At 69.7% G+C, this 19965-nt stretch carries 17 protein-coding genes and 1 riboswitch; of the genes, 15 read left to right on the forward strand and 2 right to left on the reverse strand.

Going from position 1 to position 19965, the window contains the following annotated elements:
- Positions 1-113: 113 nt before the first annotated feature.
- The 6 genes from ASH01_RS13605 (at position 114) to ASH01_RS13630 (ending at position 5982) form a co-directional block, all read left to right on the forward strand.
- The gene (locus ASH01_RS13605) at positions 114-1256 is read left to right on the forward strand and encodes a branched-chain amino acid ABC transporter substrate-binding protein (protein ID WP_235508749.1); all 1143 of its coding nucleotides are present in this window, start codon (positions 114-116) and stop codon (positions 1254-1256) included.
- Positions 1257-1367: 111 nt separating this feature from the next.
- Complete coding sequence (locus ASH01_RS13610; RefSeq protein ID WP_056776594.1) at positions 1368-2357, forward strand: branched-chain amino acid ABC transporter permease; 990 nt, start codon at positions 1368-1370, stop codon at positions 2355-2357.
- Positions 2354-3502, forward strand: a complete 1149-nt coding sequence (locus ASH01_RS13615; protein WP_056776597.1) for a branched-chain amino acid ABC transporter permease — start codon at positions 2354-2356, stop codon at positions 3500-3502. The genes ASH01_RS13610 and ASH01_RS13615 overlap by 4 nt, the downstream gene beginning before the upstream one ends.
- Entirely contained in the window at positions 3495-4499 is a 1005-nt protein-coding gene (locus ASH01_RS13620) for an ABC transporter ATP-binding protein (RefSeq protein ID WP_443081134.1), read from the forward strand. The genes ASH01_RS13615 and ASH01_RS13620 overlap by 8 nt, the downstream gene beginning before the upstream one ends.
- Positions 4489-5208, forward strand: coding sequence for an ABC transporter ATP-binding protein (locus ASH01_RS13625; RefSeq protein WP_056757316.1), 720 nt, complete (start codon positions 4489-4491; stop codon positions 5206-5208). Before ASH01_RS13620 ends, ASH01_RS13625 begins: the two co-directional genes overlap by 11 nt.
- A 192-nt stretch (positions 5209-5400) precedes the next feature.
- Entirely contained in the window at positions 5401-5982 is a 582-nt protein-coding gene (locus ASH01_RS13630; protein ID WP_235508750.1) for a GNAT family N-acetyltransferase, read from the forward strand.
- 28 nt (positions 5983-6010) lie between these two features.
- Here ASH01_RS13630 and ASH01_RS13635 read toward each other — a convergent pair whose 3' ends face one another.
- Entirely contained in the window at positions 6011-6448 is a 438-nt protein-coding gene (locus tag ASH01_RS13635) for a PaaI family thioesterase (RefSeq protein ID WP_056776602.1), read from the reverse strand.
- A 77-nt stretch (positions 6449-6525) separates the two neighbouring features.
- Between ASH01_RS13635 and polA the strand changes: the two genes are divergently transcribed.
- The 3 genes from polA (at position 6526) to ASH01_RS13650 (ending at position 12698) form a co-directional block, all read left to right on the forward strand.
- A complete protein-coding gene (gene polA / locus ASH01_RS13640; protein WP_056776605.1) occupies positions 6526-9201 on the forward strand; it encodes a DNA polymerase I in 2676 nt (891 codons plus the stop codon).
- A gap of 195 nt (positions 9202-9396) precedes the next feature.
- The gene (locus ASH01_RS13645; protein ID WP_056776608.1) at positions 9397-10011 is read left to right on the forward strand and encodes a hypothetical protein; all 615 of its coding nucleotides are present in this window, start codon (positions 9397-9399) and stop codon (positions 10009-10011) included.
- The gene (locus ASH01_RS13650) at positions 10008-12698 is read left to right on the forward strand and encodes a hypothetical protein (protein WP_056776611.1); all 2691 of its coding nucleotides are present in this window, start codon (positions 10008-10010) and stop codon (positions 12696-12698) included. Before ASH01_RS13645 ends, ASH01_RS13650 begins: the two co-directional genes overlap by 4 nt.
- A 98-nt stretch (positions 12699-12796) precedes the next feature.
- On the opposite strand, the gene ASH01_RS13655 is transcribed toward ASH01_RS13650, so the two are convergent.
- Positions 12797-13618 carry a class I SAM-dependent methyltransferase gene (locus ASH01_RS13655; RefSeq protein ID WP_056776614.1) on the reverse strand — a complete coding sequence of 274 codons (822 nt, stop codon included), beginning with the start codon at positions 13616-13618 and terminating at the stop codon, positions 12797-12799.
- 172 nt (positions 13619-13790) lie between these two features.
- Between ASH01_RS13655 and rpsA the strand changes: the two genes are divergently transcribed.
- From rpsA to ASH01_RS13680, 6 genes are all read left to right on the forward strand, one after another.
- Positions 13791-15302: a 30S ribosomal protein S1 gene (gene rpsA, locus ASH01_RS13660; protein WP_056776617.1), complete on the forward strand. Its 1512-nt coding sequence runs from the start codon at positions 13791-13793 to the stop codon at positions 15300-15302.
- Positions 15303-15586: 284 nt separating this feature from the next.
- Positions 15587-15699, forward strand: a riboswitch (SAM riboswitch).
- Between the two features lie 33 nt (positions 15700-15732).
- On the forward strand, positions 15733-15816 hold the full coding sequence (locus tag ASH01_RS24050; RefSeq protein WP_369791901.1) for a putative leader peptide: 84 nt from the start codon (positions 15733-15735) through the stop codon (positions 15814-15816).
- A gap of 157 nt (positions 15817-15973) precedes the next feature.
- Positions 15974-17053, forward strand: coding sequence for an amino acid ABC transporter permease (locus ASH01_RS13665; RefSeq protein ID WP_056776620.1), 1080 nt, complete (start codon positions 15974-15976; stop codon positions 17051-17053).
- A complete protein-coding gene (locus tag ASH01_RS13670) occupies positions 17050-17811 on the forward strand; it encodes an amino acid ABC transporter ATP-binding protein (RefSeq protein WP_056776622.1) in 762 nt (253 codons plus the stop codon). Before ASH01_RS13665 ends, ASH01_RS13670 begins: the two co-directional genes overlap by 4 nt.
- A gap of 87 nt (positions 17812-17898) precedes the next feature.
- A complete protein-coding gene (locus ASH01_RS13675) occupies positions 17899-18903 on the forward strand; it encodes an ABC transporter substrate-binding protein (protein WP_056776625.1) in 1005 nt (334 codons plus the stop codon).
- A 30-nt stretch (positions 18904-18933) separates the two neighbouring features.
- The gene (locus ASH01_RS13680; protein WP_056776628.1) at positions 18934-19965 is read left to right on the forward strand and encodes an ABC transporter substrate-binding protein; all 1032 of its coding nucleotides are present in this window, start codon (positions 18934-18936) and stop codon (positions 19963-19965) included.

A 19965-nucleotide genomic window follows, 5' to 3' on the forward strand; every position in this document is an offset into this window, starting at 1 on the left:
CACAGGTCACGACACGGTCACTCATCGCGAGTTTCCCGTGACCCCGGCGCAGGGTGGGGCTTAGTCTCCAGACAGCCCTCGACCGAGGGATGTGTGACATCAGGAGGACACCCGTGCGTTCTACCCTCAAGTTCGCTGTGCCGCTCGCGGTCGCAGCGCTTGCCCTCGGCGCCTGTGGCACCAAGGGTGGCGACACTGCTACACCTGCCGCCAGCGGTGGTGCTGCAGCCTGCGGCAACTACAAGATCGGCATGTTCGGTGCTCTCACCGGCCCGAACGCCAACCTGGGCATCTACATCCAGAACGGCGTGAACCTCGCCCTCGACGACTACAACAAGAAGCACGGCGACTGCAAGGTCACGCTCGAGAACTACGACTCGCAGGGTGACCCGACGCAGGCTCCCGCGCTGGCCAAGAAGGCCATCGACGACAAGAAGGTCGTCGGCATCGTCGGCCCCGCCTTCTCCGGTGAGTCCAAGGCCGCCGACCCGGCGTTCAACGAGGCAGGCCTCGTGACGATCACGCCGTCCGCGACCAACCCCAAGCTCGCCGAGAACGGCTGGAAGACCTTCTTCCGCGCCCTCGGCAACGACGCGACCCAGGGCCCCGCGGCCGCCAAGTACATCAAGGACACCGTCAAGTCGACGAAGACCTTCGTCATCGACGACGCGTCCGAGTACGGCAAGGGCCTGGCCGACATCGTCCGCCAGGACCTCGGCTCGCAGGTCGTCGGCAACGACACCATCCAGCAGAAGCAGACCGACTTCAGCGCCTCCGTCACGAAGGTGACGAGCTCGGGCGCCGACGCGCTCTTCTTCGGTGGCTACTCGCCCGAGGCCGCGCCGCTCATCAAGCAGCTGCGTGACGCCGGCTGGAAGGGCACGTTCGTCGTGGCCGACGGTGTCAAGGACCAGTCCTTCATCGACAACGCCAAGGACGCGGCCGAGGGCACCGTCATCACCTGCCCCTGCGTCCCTGCCGACGTGGCGCCGGAGTTCCAGGCCGCCTACAAGGCGAAGTACAACGAGGACCCCAACACCTACTCCGGTGAGGGCTACGACTCCGCCACGATCCTGCTCGACGGCATCGCCGCCGGCAAGGACCGCGCGAGCATGGTCGACTTCGTGAAGGCCTACGACAAGAAGGGCGTCACGAAGCAGCTGAAGTTCGACGCCAAGGGCGAGTCGGCCGACATCAAGGTCTTCGCCTACAAGGTCGAGGGCGGCAAGATCGTCTCCGTCGGCGAGATCAAGTAACGCGTTCGTCAACGAAGGGGGGCGGTCGGAGCAGTACGCTCCGACCGCCCCTCGTTCGGTTGGCGCTCGAGCCCTGATCCCGCCCACCGCACCCGGCCCAGGAGGTCTTGGATGCAGAACCTCATCGACAACTTCTTCGCCTACACCATCACGGGCCTGACGATCGGCGCGGTCTACGCCCTCGTCGCGCTCGGCTACACGCTCGTCTACGGCGTCCTTCGCCTCATCAACTTCGCCCACTCCGAGGTGTTCATGTACGGCACCTTCGCGGCGCTGTGGGTGGTCATGCTCCTCGGTGGTCGGCCCGGCGCCGGCGTCGGGCAGGTCATCTTCTGGGTCGCGATGATGTTCGTCGCGGCCATGGCGATGTCAGGGTTCATCGCCGTGCTGCTCGAACGGGTGGCCTACCGGCCGCTCCGCAAACGCAACGCGCCACCCCTCATCGCGCTCATCTCGGCGATCGGCGCCTCGTTCGTCCTGGCCGAGATCATGGGCCTGCGCAGCCGCATCACCGGCTGGGTCGGCCTCGACGACAACCTGCGTGACTACGTCCGCAACTCGCGCAACAACGCGGGCATGCCGACGATCATCGCGCCGCAGCCGATCTTCACGGTCGGTGGCTACCACGTCACGAACGTCGACGTCTTCGTCATCGTCGGAGCGATCGCCATCATGGTCGTCCTCGACCAGTTCGTGAAGCGCTCGCGCCTCGGCCGCGGCATCCGTGCCGTCGCGATGGACCCCGAGTCGGCCGCCCTCATGGGTGTCAACCGCGACCGCGTCATCCAGGTGACGTTCCTCGTCGGTGGCGTCATGGCCGGAGCGGCTGCCGTCTTCTACATGCTGAAGATCGGCATCACCCGGTACGACGCCGGCTTCATCCTCGGCGTCAAGGCGTTCACCGCGGCCGTCCTCGGCGGCATCGGCAACCTGCGCGGTGCCCTGCTCGGCGGGTTCATCCTCGGACTGGCCGAGAACTACGGCTCCGCCGTCGTCGGCTCGCAGTGGAAGGACGTGGTGGCCTTCGTGCTCCTCATCCTCATCCTGCTCTTCCGACCCACCGGCCTGCTCGGTGAGTCCCTCGGAAAGGCGCGCGCATGAGCACCACGACGTCGACCCCCGCGGCACGCAAGCCGACCTCACCGGGCTTCCGGGAGCGGGTCACCAACCTGCCGAAGGCCGTCAAGATCCTCCTCTGGGTGCTCTTCGCGATCTTCCTGTTCCTCCTCCCGCTGCTCAACATCCCGTTCATCACGACGGAGGGCTCCGACTTCGGTGGTGTGCTCTTCACCGTCGCGACGTACGTCCTCGTCGCCCTCGGCCTCAACATCGTCGTCGGCTACGCCGGACTCCTCGACCTCGGCTACGTCGGCTTCTATGCGATCGGCGCCTACACGATCGGCGTCCTGACCTCGGAGCACGCCCACATGTCGTGGGTCGTCGTCGTGCCCATCGCGATCGTCATCGCCATGATCTCGGGCATCATCCTCGGTGCCCCGACCCTGCGCGTGCGTGGCGACTACCTCGCCATCGTGACGCTCGGGTTCGGTGAGATCGTCCGCCTCACCCTGGTCAACTCCCAGTGGCTCGGCGGGGCACAGGGCATCTCCGACATCCCCAAGCCGCCCGGCTTCGAGCTGTTCGAGGTCCCGAGCATCGACTGGAGCAGCGGAGCCCCGGTCGTCGACCTCGACACGACCTCGACCTTCCTCAAGTTCGGGATCAACGACTTCGTGCCCTACTACTGGCTCGCCCTCGGTGTCATCTCGCTCGTCCTGCTCTTCGACATCCTCGTCAAGAGCAGCCGGGTAGGTCGAGCCTGGGAGGCCACGCGTGAGGACGAGGACGCCGCCGAGCTGATGGGCGTGCCGACCTTCCGGTTCAAGCTGCTCGCCTTCGCGCTCGGCGCCGCCATCGGTGGCCTCTCGGGTGCGCTCTTCGCGACCAAGGCGGGCTTCATCTCGCCCGACAGCTTCCAGCTGTTGCTCTCGATCCTGTTCCTGGCGGCGGTCGTCGTCGGTGGCGCCGGCAACCGCTGGGGTGTCATCGTCGGTGCGATCGTGGTGAGCTACTTCCCGGAGCGCTTCCGTGAGTTCGCGGACTTCCGCGTGCTCGTCTTCGGTCTCGCGCTCATGCTGCTCGCGATCTTCCGCCCGCAGGGTCTGCTGCCCCCGCGGCGCACGGTCCGTGCCAAGCGGGCGGACGACAGACAGGCCGTCCTCGAGGAAGGAGAAGCCAGTGTCTGATCCCACTCAGCCCACCACCGGCGACGACCCGACCGCACCCGCGGGCACCCCCGGCCCCGCCGGCCCGGCCGGCCCCGCCGGCACGAGTGCCGGCACGAGCTCTGGTCGAGCCGAACCGACGGGCGAGCGCACGCTCGCCGACCCGGCCGACGAGGTCACGGAGATCAACCCCGACGTGGACATCGCCCCCGAGGACATCGGCGTCCCCGTCGTGTCCGAGGGTGAGCGACTGCTCGAGGTCGACGAGGTCACCCTCCGCTTCGGCGGCGTCGTGGCCCTCAACGAGGTGAGCTTCCACATCAACAAGGGCGAGATCCTCGGTCTCATCGGTCCCAACGGTGCCGGCAAGACGACGTGCTTCAACGTCATGACCGGCGTCTACCAGCCCACCTCGGGTGGGGTCCGCTACCTCGGCAAGCCGCTGGGCAAGCGCAAGAAGTACCAGATCACCAAGCTGGGCATCGCGCGCACGTTCCAGAACATCCGTCTCTTCGCCAACATGACGGCGCTCGAGAACGTCCTCGTCGGGGTCGACGCGCACCACTCGACCGGTGTCGTCTCGGCGATGTTCCGGCTGCCGAAGCACCGCAGGGAGGAGGCGCAGGGCTACGCCCGCGCCCTCGAGCTGCTGACGTTCATGGGGCTCGACGGCAAGGCCGACGAGCTGGCCCGCAACCTCCCGTACGGCGACCAGCGTCGCCTCGAGATCGCGCGTGCCCTGGCCACGAGCCCGCAGCTGCTGTGCCTCGACGAGCCGGCGGCCGGCTTCAACCCGGCCGAGAAGGCCAAGCTCATGGAGCTGATCCGCACGATCCGCGACCAGGGCTACACGGTCCTGCTCATCGAGCACGACATGAAGCTCGTCATGGGCGTGACCGACCGGATCGTCGTGCTCGAGTTCGGCCGCAAGATCGCCGAGGGCTCGCCCGCGGAGATCCGCGACAACCCGGCGGTCATCGCCGCCTACCTGGGAGTTGATGAGGAAGATGCTTCTTGAGGTCAACGGCCTGTGCGTCAACTACGGACGCATCGAGGCCATCCGCGACATCAGCTTCACGGTCGAGGAGGGTGAGATCGTCACCCTCATCGGGGCCAACGGCGCCGGCAAGACGACGACGATGAAGACGGTCTCCGGGCTGCGCCCGGTGCGCGCCGGCTCGGTCGTCTTCGACGGCAAGGACATCACGCACATGCCGTCGCACGAGCGGCCGGTCCTCGGCATCTCGCAGTCGCCCGAGGGCCGTGGGTGCTTCGTCGGCATGACCGTCATGGAGAACCTCGAGATGGGCACCTACGCCCGTCCGGACCGCAAGAGCAAGGCCGTCAAGGACGACCTCGAGCGCGTCTTCGAGCTCTTCCCGCGTCTCAAGGAGCGCAGCAACCAGGCTGCCGGCTCGATGTCGGGCGGCGAGCAGCAGATGCTGGCCATGGGCCGGGCGCTCATGGCCAAGCCGAAGCTGCTGCTCCTCGACGAGCCGTCGATGGGGCTCGCGCCGAAGCTGATCAAGCAGATCTTCGACATCGTGACGGAGATCAACAGCCAGGGCACCACGGTGCTGCTCGTCGAGCAGAACGCCGCGCAGGCGCTCAAGCGGTCGCACCGCGCCTACATCCTCGAGACGGGCGAGATCGTCCGTGAGGGTACGGGCAAGGACCTCGCGGACGACCCGGCCGTCAAGGCTGCCTACCTCGGCGGCGACGTCTAGGGGAGCCTCCCGGCGACGGTCGGCACGGCGTTCCGCGGAGGGAGCGCCGGCCACGGAATCCGAAGGCGGGGCGCCACGACCACGGTCGTGGCGCCCCGTCCGCTTGCTGTGGACCTTCGTGTTGCTCTTCCGCCGCGACCTCGTTGGTCGTAGTGTCTGCCGGGTGACCTCGGGGCAGGAACGGGAGGGATGATGGGTCGAGCACTGGTCTCGGTGCAGCGGGTCGACGAGGGCCTGCACTCGCAGTTCATCGAGCTGTGGATCACGCACCGGATCGAGGGTGGCACCACCCCGGAAGCGGCCCAGCGGCTGGCGCTCGACGGAACCCTGCGAAATGCCTTGCAGCGCAATGACATCTGCACGTTCATCGCGTCCGTCGACGGACGGCCCGCCGGCTACGTCGTCCTCGCCGACTCGACGCGGAGCCTCCTCGTCGACTCTCCGTGCGTCTCGATCGACATGCTCTTCGTCCACCCCGACTTCCGCCGTCAGGGCGTCGGACGGTCGCTGCTCACGGCCGCGGGCCGCTACGCCGACCGCCAGGGCTGCGAGCACCTGGCCAGCTCGGTGCCTGCGGGGGACCGCGAGGCCAACCGCTTCTTCGCCCGGCTCGGGTTCGCGCCCGAGACCGTGCGACGCGTCGCGACGTCCGCGACGATGCAGCGCAAGCTGGCCGGGGAGCCGCGGCCCCAGCGGGTCTCGCTCGACCTGCTCCAGCGCCGTCGTGACCTGCGCGCGCGGGCGCCGCGGCACGACCCGAAGATCGCCGGCTGAGCCCTTCCCCGGGCGGGCGCGCCGGGCCTCAGGCCCCCGGCGCCGCGTCGCGCAGCAGGCAGGTGATGCGTGACGTGCAGACGCGCTTGCCCTTGTCGTCGGTGACGACGACGTCGTAGCTGACGAGGGTGCGGCCGGCGCTCAGCAGCGTCGCCGTCCCCGTCACGATGCCCGAGCGCGCGGCCCGGTGGTGCGTCGCGTTGATGTCGAGCCCGACGGCCACGCGGCCCGGGCCGGCGTGGATCTGTGCGCCGATGGAACCGAGGGTCTCGGCGAGCACGACGCTGGCGCCGCCGTGGAGCAGCCCGTACGGCTGGGTGTTGCCGGCGACGGGCATCGTCGCGACGAGGCGCTCGGGGGAGACCTCGGTCATCTCGATGTTCATCCGCTCGATGAGGGTCCCCTCGGCCATCGACCGCATGTCGTCGAGGGTCTGGCCGGGCGCCTGCGTCGAAGAGTCAGTCATGCCCGGATCGTATGCCGCCCTCCCGCGCACCCGGTGCCCCGGCTCACCCCGTCGGTGGCCGCCACTAGGGTTGCCGTGTGAGCCGACTTCTCCTCCTCGACGGACACTCGCTGGCCTACCGCGCGTTCTTCGCGCTCCCCGCCGAGAACTTCTCGACGAGCACGGGGCAGCACACGAACGCCGTCTACGGCTTCACCTCGATGCTCATCAACATGCTGCGCGACGAGGAGCCGACGCACGTCGTCGTGGCCTTCGACAAGGCCCGCCAGTCGTTCCGCACCGACGAGTACGCCGAGTACAAGGCGGGCCGTGCGCGCACGCCCGACGAGTTCCAGGGCCAGATCCCGCTCGTGAAGGAGATCCTCGACGCGCTCCGCATCCGCTACGTCGAGCTCGACGGCTACGAGGCCGACGACATCATCGCGACGTTCGCGACGCAGGCCGAGGCCCAGGACATCGACGTCCTCATCTGCTCGGGCGACCGCGACACCTTCCAGCTCGTCTCCGACAAGGTCACGATCCTCTACCCGATCCGCGGCGTGTCCGAGGTGTCGCGGATGGGCCCGACCCAGGTCGAGGAGAAGTACGGCGTCCCCCCGACCCGCTACAGCGACCTCGCCGCCATGGTGGGCGAGACCTCCGACAACCTCCCGGGCGTGCCCGGTGTCGGCCCCAAGACCGCGGCCAAGTGGATCACCCAGTACGGCGACCTCGACGGCATCGTCGCGAGCATCGACAAGATCCCGGGCAAGGCGGGGCAGTCGCTGCGCGACCACCTCGACCAGGTCCTGCGCAACCGCCGGCTCAACCAGCTCGTCAAGGACAGCCCCGTCGGGGTCGAGGTCGAGGACCTCCAGCGCTCCCAGTGGAGCCGCGAGGAGGTGCACACGGTCTTCGACGGGCTCGAGTTCCGCGTGCTGCGCGACCGCCTCTTCGCCACCGTCGAGGCCGCGGCCCCCGAGGCCGAGGAGGGTTTCGAGGTCGACGGTGAGGTCGTCGCGCCCGAGGCCGTGCCGGCCTGGGTGGCCGCGCACCTCGCGTCCGACCAGCGCGCGGGGCTCTCCGTGGCCGGCACGTGGGCCCGGGGGACCGGTGACGCGAGCGGCGTCGCGGTGGCCGCACCCGACGGCAGCGCCGCATGGATCGACCTGCAGACCCTGACCCCCGAGGGTGAGGCCGCCCTCGGCGACTGGCTCGAGGACGCGGCCCGACCCAAGGCCATGCACGACGCCAAGGGGCCGATCGAGGCGCTCGGCGCCCGCGGCTGGACGCTCGGCGGGCTGACGAGCGACACCCAGCTCGCGGCATACCTCGTCAAGCCCGACCAGCGCACCTACCACCTCGACGACCTCGTGCTGCGCAACCTGCATCGTGAGCTGAGCGGTGCCGCGCCGACCGACGGCCAGGGCATGCTCGACTTCGGCGGCGACGCCGACGAGGTGGCCGCCCAGAAGGAGATGGTGCGCGCGACCGCCGTGCGCGACCTCGCCGAGGTCCTCGACGAGCAGGTCGCCGCCACCGGGGGCGAGCAGCTGCTCGCCGAGGTCGAGATCCCGCTCGTCGGGGTGCTCGCCGGCATGGAGCGCACCGGCATCGCCGTCGACGTGGCCGGGCTCGATTCCCTCGAGGGCGACTTCGCCGCCAAGGTCACCCAGGCGCAGGAGGACGCGTGGGACGCCATCGAGCGCCGTGACGTCAACCTCGGGTCGCCGAAGCAGCTGCAGGAGGTCCTCTTCGGCCAGCTCAACCTGCCCAAGACGAAGAAGACGAAGACCGGGTGGACGACCGACGCCGACGCGCTGTCCGACCTCTACGCCAAGACCGAGCACCCGTTCCTCGAGGCGCTGCTGCGCCACCGCGACGCCGCTCGCCTGCGGGTCACGGTCGAGGGCCTGCAGAAGTCGGTGGCCGACGACGGGCGCATCCACACGACCTACCTGCAGACCATCGCCGCCACGGGGCGGCTCAGCTCGACCGAGCCCAACCTCCAGAACGTCCCGATCCGCACCGAGGAGGGGCGGCGCATCCGCGAGCTCTTCGTCGTCGGTGAGGGCTACGAGGCGCTCATGTCGGCCGACTACTCCCAGATCGAGATGCGCGTCATGGCTCACCTCTCCGGCGACGAGGGCCTCATCGAGGCCTTCCGCACCGGCGAGGACCTCCACAACTTCGTCGGCTCCAAGGTGTTCGGGGTCGAGCCCGACGACGTCACGTCGGCCATGCGCTCCAAGGTCAAGGCCATGTCCTACGGCCTCGCCTACGGCCTGTCGGCCTTCGGGCTGTCCAAGCAGCTGACCATCAGCACCGAGGAGGCCCGCGGCCTCATGGACGGCTACTTCGAGCGGTTCGGCGGCGTCAGCGACTACCTCAAGGAGGTCGTCGCCGAGGCGCGCGGGACCGGCTACACCGCGACGATGTTCGGCCGCCGGCGCTACCTGCCCGACCTGACGTCCGACAACCGCCAGCGCCGCGAGATGGCGGAGCGGATGGCCCTCAACGCCCCGATCCAGGGCTCGGCCGCCGACATCATGAAGGTCGCCATGATCGGGGTCGACCGTGCGCTCACCGACGCGGGCGCGACGTCGCGGGTGCTGCTCCAGGTGCACGACGAGCTCGTCCTCGAGATCGCCGCGGGCGAGCGTGACGACGTCGAGAAGCTCGTGCGTCACGAGATGGGGCACGCCGCCGAGCTCGACGTGCCGCTCGACGTCAACGTCGGCGTCGGTCACTCCTGGCACGACGCGGCCCACTGACCACGCGGGCCCGAGCCGGCGTCGTCCGACGGGATTCGGGGACGTGTACCCACGTGGCGGTGTCCGTTAGGTCACGTTCTGGCAACGGGGACGTGGTGTCCACCACTTGACACACCACGGACCCCGCCGCGCCTGCATACTGCTCGGTAACTTGCACCCGTCATCGGAGACGGGTGCTTTTACTGTGAGGTGGACATGGTCAGAAGCCTGGTCACAGGTCTGTGTCTCGCCGTTTTTGCGGCGGTCATCATCGGACTGAGCAACCTGCTCGGTCTCGACCTCGAGCACGTCGCCCTTCTCGGCGCAGCTCTCGGCGGTGTTCTCGGGCTCGTCCCGCACCGTCCAGCCTGGGGCAAGGTGGCGGGTTTCCTCGCCGGCTTCCTCCTGGCCTGGCTCGGCTTCGCGCTGCGTGCCGCCGTCCTCCCGGACTCGTCCGCGGGGCGCGCCGTCGCGGCCTTCGTCGTCGTGGCGCTCATCGCCGTCGTCGCCGCTGTGAGCGGTGGCCGTCTCCCGCTGTGGAGCGGGCTGCTCGGGGCTGCCTCGATCGTCGGCGCCTACGAGTCGGTCTACACCAACGCACCCTCGCAGTTCCTCACCGAGTCGCCCGCGGCTGCCACCACGGTGCTCCTCGCCGTGGGCCTGGGCTATCTCGCCACGAACCTGCTTGCAGCACAGTCGGAACCGCACGCGTCCGCGCGGCCGCGTCCGGCCGTCGATGCGAGGCGTACGGAGCGGGCCCAGCGCGACCAGCGCGACGACTCCTCCAGCACCACAGACCTCGATGAACTCGTGACGGGAGCAGCACAGTGAGCAAGCGGACCCTCGCCACCATCGTCGCCGGCCTGGCGACCATGCCCACCCTGCTGCTGCTGGCAGCGTCGCCTGCGGCTGCCGCCGGGGACGGCTCGGTCCAGGTCTCCAACACCGAGACGGTGCAGGCCTACCTCGACGCGACGGGCAAGGTGGACGTCGCCCGTGTCTACGAACAGGTGGCCATGAAGGGCCGCGGCACCGTCGACCTGCAGAACCCCATCGAGACCCAGGGCCTGCGCAACCTCGACGGCTTCAGCGGGTTCGACGTCAAGGACGGCGTCATGGTCGGCAGCTACGACGTCGACGGCGAGCAGCAGCTGCGCACCGTCAGCGACTTCACGAAGAAGCTTCCGCTCGAGGTCCAGGCCACGTACACCCTGGACGGCCAGCCCGTCGAGCCCGGTGACCTCCTCGGCCGCAGCGGCCGTCTCGAGGTGCGCTACACGGTCAAGAACGTCACGGGCTCCTCCCAGGTCGTCACCTTCGACGACGGGACGGGCAAGCAGGCGTCGGCCACGGAAGACGTCGTCATCCCCATGGTGGGCTCGCTCACCACGACGCTGCCGGGCACCTTCACGAACGTCAGCTCGAAGGAGGCCAACCTCGCCGGTGACGGCCGCGGTGGCACCAAGCTGACCTTCACGATGACCTTGTTCGGACCCATCGGGACCCCGACCGCGACGTTCGGCTACGCCGCCGACATCGTCGACGGGACGCTGCCCAAGGCCTCCGTCTCGGCCCTCCCGGTCAGCCCGCTCGACAGCCCCTCCTTCAAGGGCGGCGCCGAGAGCTACAAGGGCGGTGCCACGACCGGTGCCACCCTGACGGCCGGTGCGACCGAGATTGACACGAACCTCCTCAAGCTCCGTGATGGCGCGGGCACGCTCCTCGCGGGGCTGATCCAGCTGCGCGATGGTGCCAAGAAGCTCGACGCGGGGATGGGCGCACAGGCGCTGCCCGGCTCGCGCGAGCTCGCCACAGGCGCAGGCCAGCTCAAGGACGGCACGTCCAAGCTGCGCTCGGGAGCGGGCGACGCGAAGGCAGGCTCGGCCAAGCTGGCCGACGGGGCGACCCAGGTCGCGGACGGCAACCAGCAGCTGGACGCTGGCGCGCAGAAGCTGAGCGGTGGCGCCGCTCAGGTCGACGACGGAGCCGGTCAGGTGGCCGGTGGTCTGCACCTCGTCGGCGAGAACGCGCCGGCCCTGCTCGACGGTCTCGCGCAGGTCGCTGACGGTCTCGACCAGGTCGATGCCGGTCTCACCCAGCTCTACGACGGCGTCGGTGCGCTGCCGGAGCAGGCGAAGCCGCTGCACGCGGGCATCGCGAAGCTGCGCGCCGGGCTGGGTGACAAGGGCCAGACCGGAACCCTCATCGACGGCGTCGACCAGATCCGCGGTGGCGTGGCTGAGGCCACCAAGGCCGGTGGGAGCCTCGACCAGCTCAAGGGCGGGGTCGACCAGTCCAAGGGCGGGGTCGACCAGTCCAAGGGTGGGGTCGACCAGTCCAAGGGCGGGGTCGACCAGGTCCGAGCCGGCCTCCAGGACGCCTTGAAGCCGGGCGGCGGCATCGACCAGCTGGACGGTGGAGTGGCGCTGGCCAAGACCACCGACTGTGGCGCGGTGTGCAAGGGGATCCTCGGCCAGGTGCAGGCAGGAATCGGAGACCTTCGGACGAAGACGACGGCCGCGTCCGGCGGGCTCGGCGCGGTGTCGGACGGTCTGGATCAGGTCTCCGGTGGCCTCGGTCAGGTGTCCACGGGCCTGGGACAGGTGTCGGGTGGTCTGGGTCTGCTCAAGGGCAAGCTGAGCGACGCGGCCCTCGGGCTCGCGAAGGTCGAGTGCGGCCTGAGCAACACGACGCTCAAGGGGATCTGTGACCCCAAGGTGCCGGGCCTGCTCGAGGGCGTCGACCTCGTCGACGCCGGCGTGTCGACGCTCGTCGACGGGGTTGTCACCAAGGTCCAGGGCGGCATCGGCAGCCCGACCGACACGGCCAAGAACAAGACGCTGCGTGGTGGTGTCAACGACCTCCAGTACGGCGTGGACCTCCTCGGTCTCGGTGGGCTCGACCTGCTCGATGCCATCGACCAGCTCACGGTCGGTGCCGACCAGGTGCACGGTGGCACGTCCCAGGTGGCCAAGGGCGCCAAGGACCTCGGTGCGGGCGCCTCGAAGCTCGCCGACGGATCGAGCCAGGTCGCCACGGGTGCGGGCCAGCTCGATGCCGGCGTCGGCAAGCTCGCGGACGGCGCTGGGCAGCTCGACGACGGTGCGGGCAAGCTCAGTGACGGTGCCGGCCAGCTCTCCGACGGTCTCGCCGACGCGGCGGACGGAACGAGCCAGCTCGCGGCCGGTCTGACCGACGCGGCGGCCGGTGCGCCCCAGCTCAAGGACGGCGCGCAGCGTCTCTCCGACGAGGGCACGAAGAAGCTCGTCGCTGCCGGCAAGGCCACGGCCGCCGACTACGGCGAGAAGTACGCCCTCATCGAGGTCGGTGCCCAGCGCGCCAAGGCCGAGGGGATGGCCTACGGCGCGCCCACAGGCGCCATGGGCGCCACGGCGTACTCGTACGAGCTCGCCGGTGTCGACGGGCAGGGCTCAGCGAACCTGGGTCGGGCCGCAGCGGCGGCCGGTGTGTTCGGTTTTGCCGGAGGCGCGGTTCTCCTGAGGCGCCGCTTCCTCTGACCGCAGAGCGACGACGGCGGCCACGGATCCCTTCGGGGTCCGTGGCCGTCGTCGTGCATCCGGTGCATCCGGTGCACGGTCGTCGCGGGTGGCCGTCGTCAGTCGGGCTTGCGGCAGACGAAGATCGCCGTGCCGGGGATGACGCGTCCGCGCAGGGGAGACCATCCGCCCCACGGCTCGTCGTGCCCCTCCGGCCACGCGGGCTCGACGAGGTCGACGAGGACGAGCCCGGCCGCCGTGATCTCCCGTACCCGGTCGCCCACCGTGCGGTGGTGCTCGACGTAGGTCGCGTGGCCCTCGTCGTCCTGCTCGACGTAGGGCGTGCGGTCGAAGTAGGAGTGGCGCGCCGTCAGCCCGGCCGGCCCCGGGTCGTCGGGGAAGGCCCACCGCACCGGGTGGGTCGTCGAGAAGACGAAGCGCCCACCGGGGCGCAGCACGCGGGCGGCCTCCGCCATGACGACGTCGGAGTCCGCGACGAAGGGCACGACGCCGTATGCCGTGAAGACGGTGTCGAAGGACGCGTCGGCGAAGGGGAGGGCGCGTCCGTCGCACTGGGCGAACGGCACGCGGGTGGCCGCGTCGGGGCTGTCGCCGAGCGCTGCGTTGACGGCCACGCCGGTGGCGACCATGCCGGCCGACAGGTCGGTGGCCACGACGGTCGCGCCGTGGGCCGCGAGCCAGCGGGAGCACTGCCCCGAGCCGGCGCCGATCTCGAGCACGACCTGGCCGGCCGGGTCGCCGAGGAGCCGCGCCTCCTCCTCGCGCAACCGCTCCGGCCCCCAGACGAAGTCCGTGTCGCCGAGGAACGACCCGTGCTCGACGTAGTACGACGCCGCCTCGCCGTCCCACCACGTGCGGTTCGCGGCGGCGGTCTCGTCCGGGGGAGCGGGACGGCGGGTGGCCTCGGTGGGCGTGCTCACGGCATACGTGCTCTCTTTTGACCGGCTGGTGACAGCGCGGATAGGATTGCCGAGCACACCCGTGTGCGCACGATCAATGTTGCACCTGTCCACAAGGCATCGAGGCGCGGGCCGTCAGGTCCACCGCCCCGAGGTCCCCAATCTAACTGTCCACAATCGGAGTTCCTACTACATGACTGCCAACACGGTCGAGAAGACCGCGCCTGAGATCGCCATCAACGACATCGGCTCTCAGGAAGACATCCTTGCGGCGATCGACGCCACCATCAAGGACTTCAACGACGGCGACATCGTCGAGGGTCGCATCGTCAAGGTCGACCGGGACGAGGTCCTGCTCGACATCGGCTACAAGACCGAGGGCGTCATCCCCTCGCGCGAGCTGTCCATCAAGCACGACGTCGACCCGGGCGAGATCGTCAAGGTCGGTGACGAGGTCGAGGCCCTCGTCCTCCAGAAGGAGGACAAGGAAGGCCGTCTGATCCTGTCCAAGAAGCGTGCGCAGTACGAGCGCGCCTGGGGCACGATCGAGAAGGTCAAGGAGGAGGACGGCGTCGTCACCGGCACCGTCATCGAGGTCGTCAAGGGTGGTCTCATCCTCGACATCGGCCTCCGCGGCTTCCTGCCCGCCTCGCTCGTCGAGATGCGTCGTGTCCGCGACCTCCAGCCGTACGTCGGCAAGGAGATCGAGGCCAAGATCATCGAGCTCGACAAGAACCGCAACAACGTGGTCCTGTCGCGCCGTGCCTGGCTCGAGCAGACGCAGTCCGAGGTGCGCACGACGTTCCTCAAGGAGCTCCAGAAGGGCCAGGTCCGTTCGGGCGTCGTGTCCTCCATCGTCAACTTCGGTGCGTTCGTGGACCTCGGCGGCGTCGACGGTCTCGTCCACGTCTCGGAGCTGTCGTGGAAGCACATCGACCACCCGTCCGAGGTCGTCGAGGTCGGCACCGAGGTCACCGTCGAGGTGCTCGACGTCGACATGGACCGTGAGCGTGTCTCCCTGTCGCTGAAGGCGACGCAGGAGGACCCGTGGCAGCACTTCGCTCGCACGCACGCCATCGGCCAGGTCGTCCCCGGCAAGGTCACCAAGCTCGTCCCCTTCGGTGCGTTCGTGCGCGTCGAGGACGGCATCGAGGGCCTCGTCCACATCTCCGAGCTGGCCGAGCGCCACGTGGAGCTGCCGGAGCAGGTCGTCAACGTCGGCGACGAGATCTTCGTCAAGGTCATCGACATCGACCTCGAGCGTCGTCGCATCTCGCTGTCGCTCAAGCAGGCCAACGACCAGGCCGTCGCGGCGTCGGAGTTCGACCCGACCCTCTACGGCATGGCCGCCGAGTACGACGAGCAGGGCAACTACAAGTACCCCGAGGGCTTCGACCCGGAGACGAACGAGTGGCTCGAGGGCTTCGACGCCCAGCGCGAGAAGTGGGAGCGTCAGTACGCCGACGCCCACGCTCGCTGGGAGGCCCACAAGGCCCAGGTCGACGCCGCGACGAAGGCCGACGCCGAGGCTGCGGCCAACGCCGGCTCCGCGACGTCGTACTCGTCCGCGACCGGTGACGTCGCCGAGGCCGGCGACGCCGACCGCAGCGAGCGCGCCCCGCGCAACGCCCCGGCCCCGGTCGAGGGCACGCTGGCTTCGGACGAGGCGCTTGCTGCGCTTCGTGAGAAGCTGACGGGCAACTGACGCCAGTCACTGCTTGGAGCGACACGCTCTGAAAGAGCCCCGGACCCTGTGGGTCCGGGGCTCTTTCGTGTCCGCTGTCTCAGGATGCAAGAAGGCTTCAGGTTTATTTCCGACTGAATTACTAGGAATTGATTGGCCGAAGCATCGCGGTGATCACACGAATGATGTTGTGGCACATGGCAATTCGCTCGACAGGCGGTGCGGGGTAGAAGCCCCAAGCAGGGGAGAATGCGCCCATATCGGCGATTGACGGGGCGTCGGCGGGCTTCGTAGTGTCATCGACAGGTCAAGAGTTCCAGTGCCAAGCCCCGGCTCGCTGGACAGCAACCCTCCACCGCGGCGGGGTGCTCCGGGTGAGGACCAGGCCGTCGCCAGCAGGCGACGGCAAGCGCGGACTCGAAGTGGTCGGGTCCAGGACCGAGGAGCCGACATGGCGCGCACGACGAGCACCCACCTCGTGCTCCGCCGCCACGTCGACCTGCTCCGCGTGTCCAGCGCGCTCTGTCGTCCCTGACGACGTCCTGGCCGCCGAGACCTCGGCCGGCCGGTCGGCGCCCGGCCCAACGGTGACCCCGGGGGGCCCGGACGCCAGCACGCACCCACGCGGCCGCCGCCGCTCCCCGCCACCCGTTCGGTGACGGGTGCCCGAGCCATCCCTCCAGGAGCCTCACGTGCCATCCCTCTCCACGGTCCGGCGCTCAGCGCCGCCGACCACCACATCGTCATCGTCGTCCTCGCCGCCTTCGCCGGCCGAGCCCACGGCGGGAGCGTCGACGTCCGCCCTCTCGGCCGCCCCGGCGCGGGCAACCCACTCGGTCCCGCCGTCCGGAGGCGGGCCGGTCCTCACCGTCGTCCCGCGCCGCAACCCGTGGACGTGGGTCGGCGTCGCCGGCGTCGGCCTGCTCCTGGCGATGTTCGTCAACGGCCTCGTCACCAACCCCGGCTGGGACTGGGCGACCTTCGGTCGCTACTTCGCCACCGAGACCGTCATCCGGGCTCTCGGCACGACGATCCAGCTCACCGTCCTCGGGACCGTGGCCGGCTTCGCCCTGGGGCTCGTCCTCGCGGCCATGCGACTGTCGTCCAACGCGTTCCTGCGGACCGTCGCGTGGGCCTACATCTGGGCGTTCCGGTCGATCCCGCTCATCGTCCAGCTGCTCTTCTGGTTCAACATCGCCTACCTCTACCAGACGATCAGCGTCGGGCTGCCGTTCGGGCCGTCCTTCGGCAGCGTCGAGACCAACGACCTCTTCGGGGCCCTCGGCGCCGCGGTGCTCGGGCTCGCCCTGCACCAGGCGGCCTACGCGGCCGAGATCATCCGCGGCGGCATCCTCTCCGTCGACGAGGGGCAACGCGAGGCGGCCTCGGCGCTCGGCATCCCGCGGCGCCGCCAGTTCGCGAGGATCGTCCTGCCGCAGGCGATGCGCTCGATCCTGCCCAACGCCGCCAACGAGGTGATCAGCCTCTTCAAGGGCACCTCGATCGTCTCCGTGCTCGCGATCCCGGAGCTCTTCTACCAGGTGCAGGTGATCTACGGCCGCAACTCCCGGGTCGTGCCGCTGCTCCTCGTGGCGACGGTCTGGTACATCATCCTCACGACGCTCCTGTCGATCGGGCAGTACTACGTCGAGCGGCACTTCGCCCGAGGCAGCGCCCGGTCGCTGCCGCCCACACCGCTCCAGCGGCTCCGGGCCCGGTGGGCCGGCATCGCGACCCAGGCAGCGCGTCGTCCCGAGGAGGTCGCCCGATGACCGCCGCCGTCGACCTCCGCGGCGTCACGAAGTCGTTCGGGGCCCACCGGGTGCTCGACGACGTCGACCTCGAGCTGGCGGAGGGCACCGTCACGGTCGTCCTCGGACCGTCGGGGTCGGGCAAGTCCACGCTGCTGCGCACCATCAACCACCTGGAGAAGATCGACCGGGGTCAGGTGCGCGTCAACGGGACGCTCATCGGCTACCGGCAGGTGGGTGACCGCCTCCACGAGCTGCCCGAGCGCGACATCCTGCGCCAGCGCAGCCGCATCGGCTTCGTCTTCCAGCAGTTCAACCTCTTCCCGCACCTCACCGTCCTCGAGAACGTCGTCGAGGCGCCGGTGTCGGCGCAGCGCCGCAAGCGCTCCGAGGTCGAGGTCGAGGCCAGGGCGCTGCTGGAGCGAGTCGGTCTGGCGGACAAGGCGGCTGCCTACCCACGTCAGCTCTCCGGTGGTCAGCAGCAGCGGGTCGCCATCGCCCGAGCCCTCGCGCTCCAGCCCGACGTCATCCTCTTCGACGAGCCGACGTCGGCTCTCGACCCGGAGCTCGTCGGCGAGGTCCTCGCCGTCATCAAGGAGCTCGCCCGCGACGGGGCCACTCTCGTCGTCGTCACGCACGAGGTCGGCTTCGCCCGCGAGGTCGCCGACACCGTCGTCTTCCTCGACGGCGGCCGCGTCGTCGAGCAGGGACCGCCCGAGCAGGTCATCGACCACCCTGCCCACGAACGCACGCGAGCCTTCCTCGACCGCGTCCTCTGACCGCACGCCACCACCCCACCCCCAACCCCTCCGGCCGTACCGGCCACCCATGACTCGCACCCCCCCCGGGTGCCGAGAGGAGTCCTCATGCCCGCACGTCCCCACCCCGTCCACCGCCCGACGACGTATGCCGTCACGGTCGTCGCCGTCGCCGCCGCGGTCGCGCTCAGCGCCTGCTCCGGAGCCGCCGAGGCCAGCTCGGGCGCGGCGGCCGGCTCGATCGCGCCGGCGGGCCCGGCCGTCAACACCTCGCCGGACCAGAAGCGCATCACCGCCACCACGGACGAGAAGGCCGCGGCCCTGCTGCCCGCCGCCATCCGAGAGCGGGGCACGATCACGGCCGCCAACGCCGGGGCGGGTGGCGGCACGCCCCCGCTCGTCTTCACCGCCGACGACGACAAGACCGTCATCGGCGTCGAGGTCGACCTCGCGCACCTCTTCGCCGACAAGCTCGGCCTCGAGGTCGAGACGCCGGCGACGAGCTGGGAGAACGTCTTCCTCGGGATCGACTCGGGGCGCTACGACGTCGCCCTGACCAACGTCACGGTCACGGAGGAGCGCAAGGAGAAGTACGACTTCGCGACGTACCGCAAGGACGACCTCGCCTTCGAGGCGCCGAAGGGCGGCACGTGGAAGGTGACGAGCGGCAGGGACATCGCCGGCAAGACCATCGCCGTCGGGTCCGGCACCAACCAGGAGAAGATCCTGCTCGACTGGAACGAGGCCAACGTCAAGGCGGGCCTCGCGCCCGCCGAGGTGAAGTACTTCCAGTCGCAGACGGACTACTACCTGGCCCTGTCGTCGCACCGGATCGACGCGTACTTCGGCCCGAACCCGAGCGTCGCCTACCACGTCGCCACGGCCGGCCAGACCGAGGCCATCGGCCATTTCTCGGGTGCCGGTGACTCCCTCCAGGGACTCATCGCCGTGCTGACGAAGAAGGGCTCGGGTCTCGCCGCGCCCTACGCCGCCGCCATCAACTCGGCGATCGCCGACGGCAGCTACGCGAGGGTCCTCAAGCGCTGGAACCTGAGCACCGAGGGCCTCGAGAAGTCCGAGATCAACCCGCCCGGCCTGCCCAAGACCGACTGAGCCCCCAACCCAGCCAGGAGACGAATCACCATGCACCACAGCAAGACCCACGCGCCTGCTCGTCGCCGTGCGCTTGTCGTCGCGGCCGCCGTCCTGTCGACGGTCGGTGTGCTCGGAGCCTGCGCGGACCCGGTCAGCACCGGGACGACGCAGGTGGACCCCAAGGCTCTCGGCGACTCGAAGGTCCTCCCGGTCTCCTTCGACACCTCGGCCGGCGCCAAGCGCCCGGAGGGCACCCTGCACCCTGAGATCGCGGCGACCCTGCCGGCCGACGTCAGGGCCAGGGGCACCCTGGTCATCGGCAGCGGCGGCGCGGGCGGCGGCATACCTCCTCTGGCGTTCACGGCCGACGACAACAAGACCCCGATCGGGGTGGAGGTCGACGTGGCCCACCTCGTCGCGGACATCCTCGGCCTCAAGCCCGACGTGCAGACGACGAGCTGGGAGAACCTCTTCATCGGCATCGACTCGGGCAAGTACCAGGTCGCGATCTCCAACGTCGGCGTCTCGGAGGAGCGCAAGGAGAAGTACGACTTCGCGACGTACCGTCTCGGGCTGCACGCGTTCGAGGCCAGGAAGGCCTCGACGCTGCAGGTGCGGGGGCCTGCCGACGTCTCGGGCCAGAAGGTGGCCGTCGGGTCGGGCACCCTGCAGGAGGCGATCCTGCTGCGCTGGAACGAGGAGAACGAGAAGGCCGGACGGCCCCCCGCTGAGCTCGTCTACTACCAGGGCACGACGGAGTACTACCTCGCCCTCGACTCCGGACGCATCGACCTCTACCTCGGCCCGAACCCCACCGCGACGTACCACGTCGTCACGGCCGGCAAGACGCAGATCGTCGGCACCGTGTCGTCGAGCTTCCCGATCCCCGGGAAGGTCGGGGTCCTGACGAAGAAGGGCAACGGCCTGGCCACGCCCATCTCGGACGCCATCAACGCCGCCATCGCGGACGGCAGCTACAGCAAGGTCCTCGCCCGCTGGGGCCTCACCGCCGAGGCGGTGCCGGCCTCCGAGGTCAACCCGGCAGGGCTGCCCAAGCCGACCGAGACCTCGGACCAGTGA

Source organism: Terrabacter sp. Soil811, assembly GCF_001429655.1.
Taxonomy (GTDB): Bacteria; Actinomycetota; Actinomycetes; order Actinomycetales; family Dermatophilaceae; genus Terrabacter.

Bases quoted from the DNA above. Each gene is read 5' to 3' on its own strand.
- ASH01_RS13610 (WP_056776594.1), top strand. From the start codon at position 1,368: ATGCAGAACCTCATCGACAACTTCTTCGCCTACACCATCACGGGCCTG.
- ASH01_RS13615 (WP_056776597.1), top strand. From the start codon at position 2,354: ATGAGCACCACGACGTCGACCCCCGCGGCACGCAAGCCGACCTCACCG.
- ASH01_RS13625 (WP_056757316.1), top strand. From the start codon at position 4,489: ATGCTTCTTGAGGTCAACGGCCTGTGCGTCAACTACGGACGCATCGAG.
- ASH01_RS13630 (WP_235508750.1), top strand. From the start codon at position 5,401: ATGGGTCGAGCACTGGTCTCGGTGCAGCGGGTCGACGAGGGCCTGCAC.
- ASH01_RS13635 (WP_056776602.1), bottom strand. From the start codon at position 6,448: ATGACTGACTCTTCGACGCAGGCGCCCGGCCAGACCCTCGACGACATG.
- ASH01_RS13645 (WP_056776608.1), top strand. From the start codon at position 9,397: ATGGTCAGAAGCCTGGTCACAGGTCTGTGTCTCGCCGTTTTTGCGGCG.
- rpsA (WP_056776617.1), top strand. From the start codon at position 13,791: ATGACTGCCAACACGGTCGAGAAGACCGCGCCTGAGATCGCCATCAAC.
- ASH01_RS24050 (WP_369791901.1), top strand. From the start codon at position 15,733: ATGGCGCGCACGACGAGCACCCACCTCGTGCTCCGCCGCCACGTCGAC.
- ASH01_RS13670 (WP_056776622.1), top strand. From the start codon at position 17,050: ATGACCGCCGCCGTCGACCTCCGCGGCGTCACGAAGTCGTTCGGGGCC.
- ASH01_RS13675 (WP_056776625.1), top strand. From the start codon at position 17,899: ATGCCCGCACGTCCCCACCCCGTCCACCGCCCGACGACGTATGCCGTC.
- ASH01_RS13680 (WP_056776628.1), top strand. From the start codon at position 18,934: ATGCACCACAGCAAGACCCACGCGCCTGCTCGTCGCCGTGCGCTTGTC.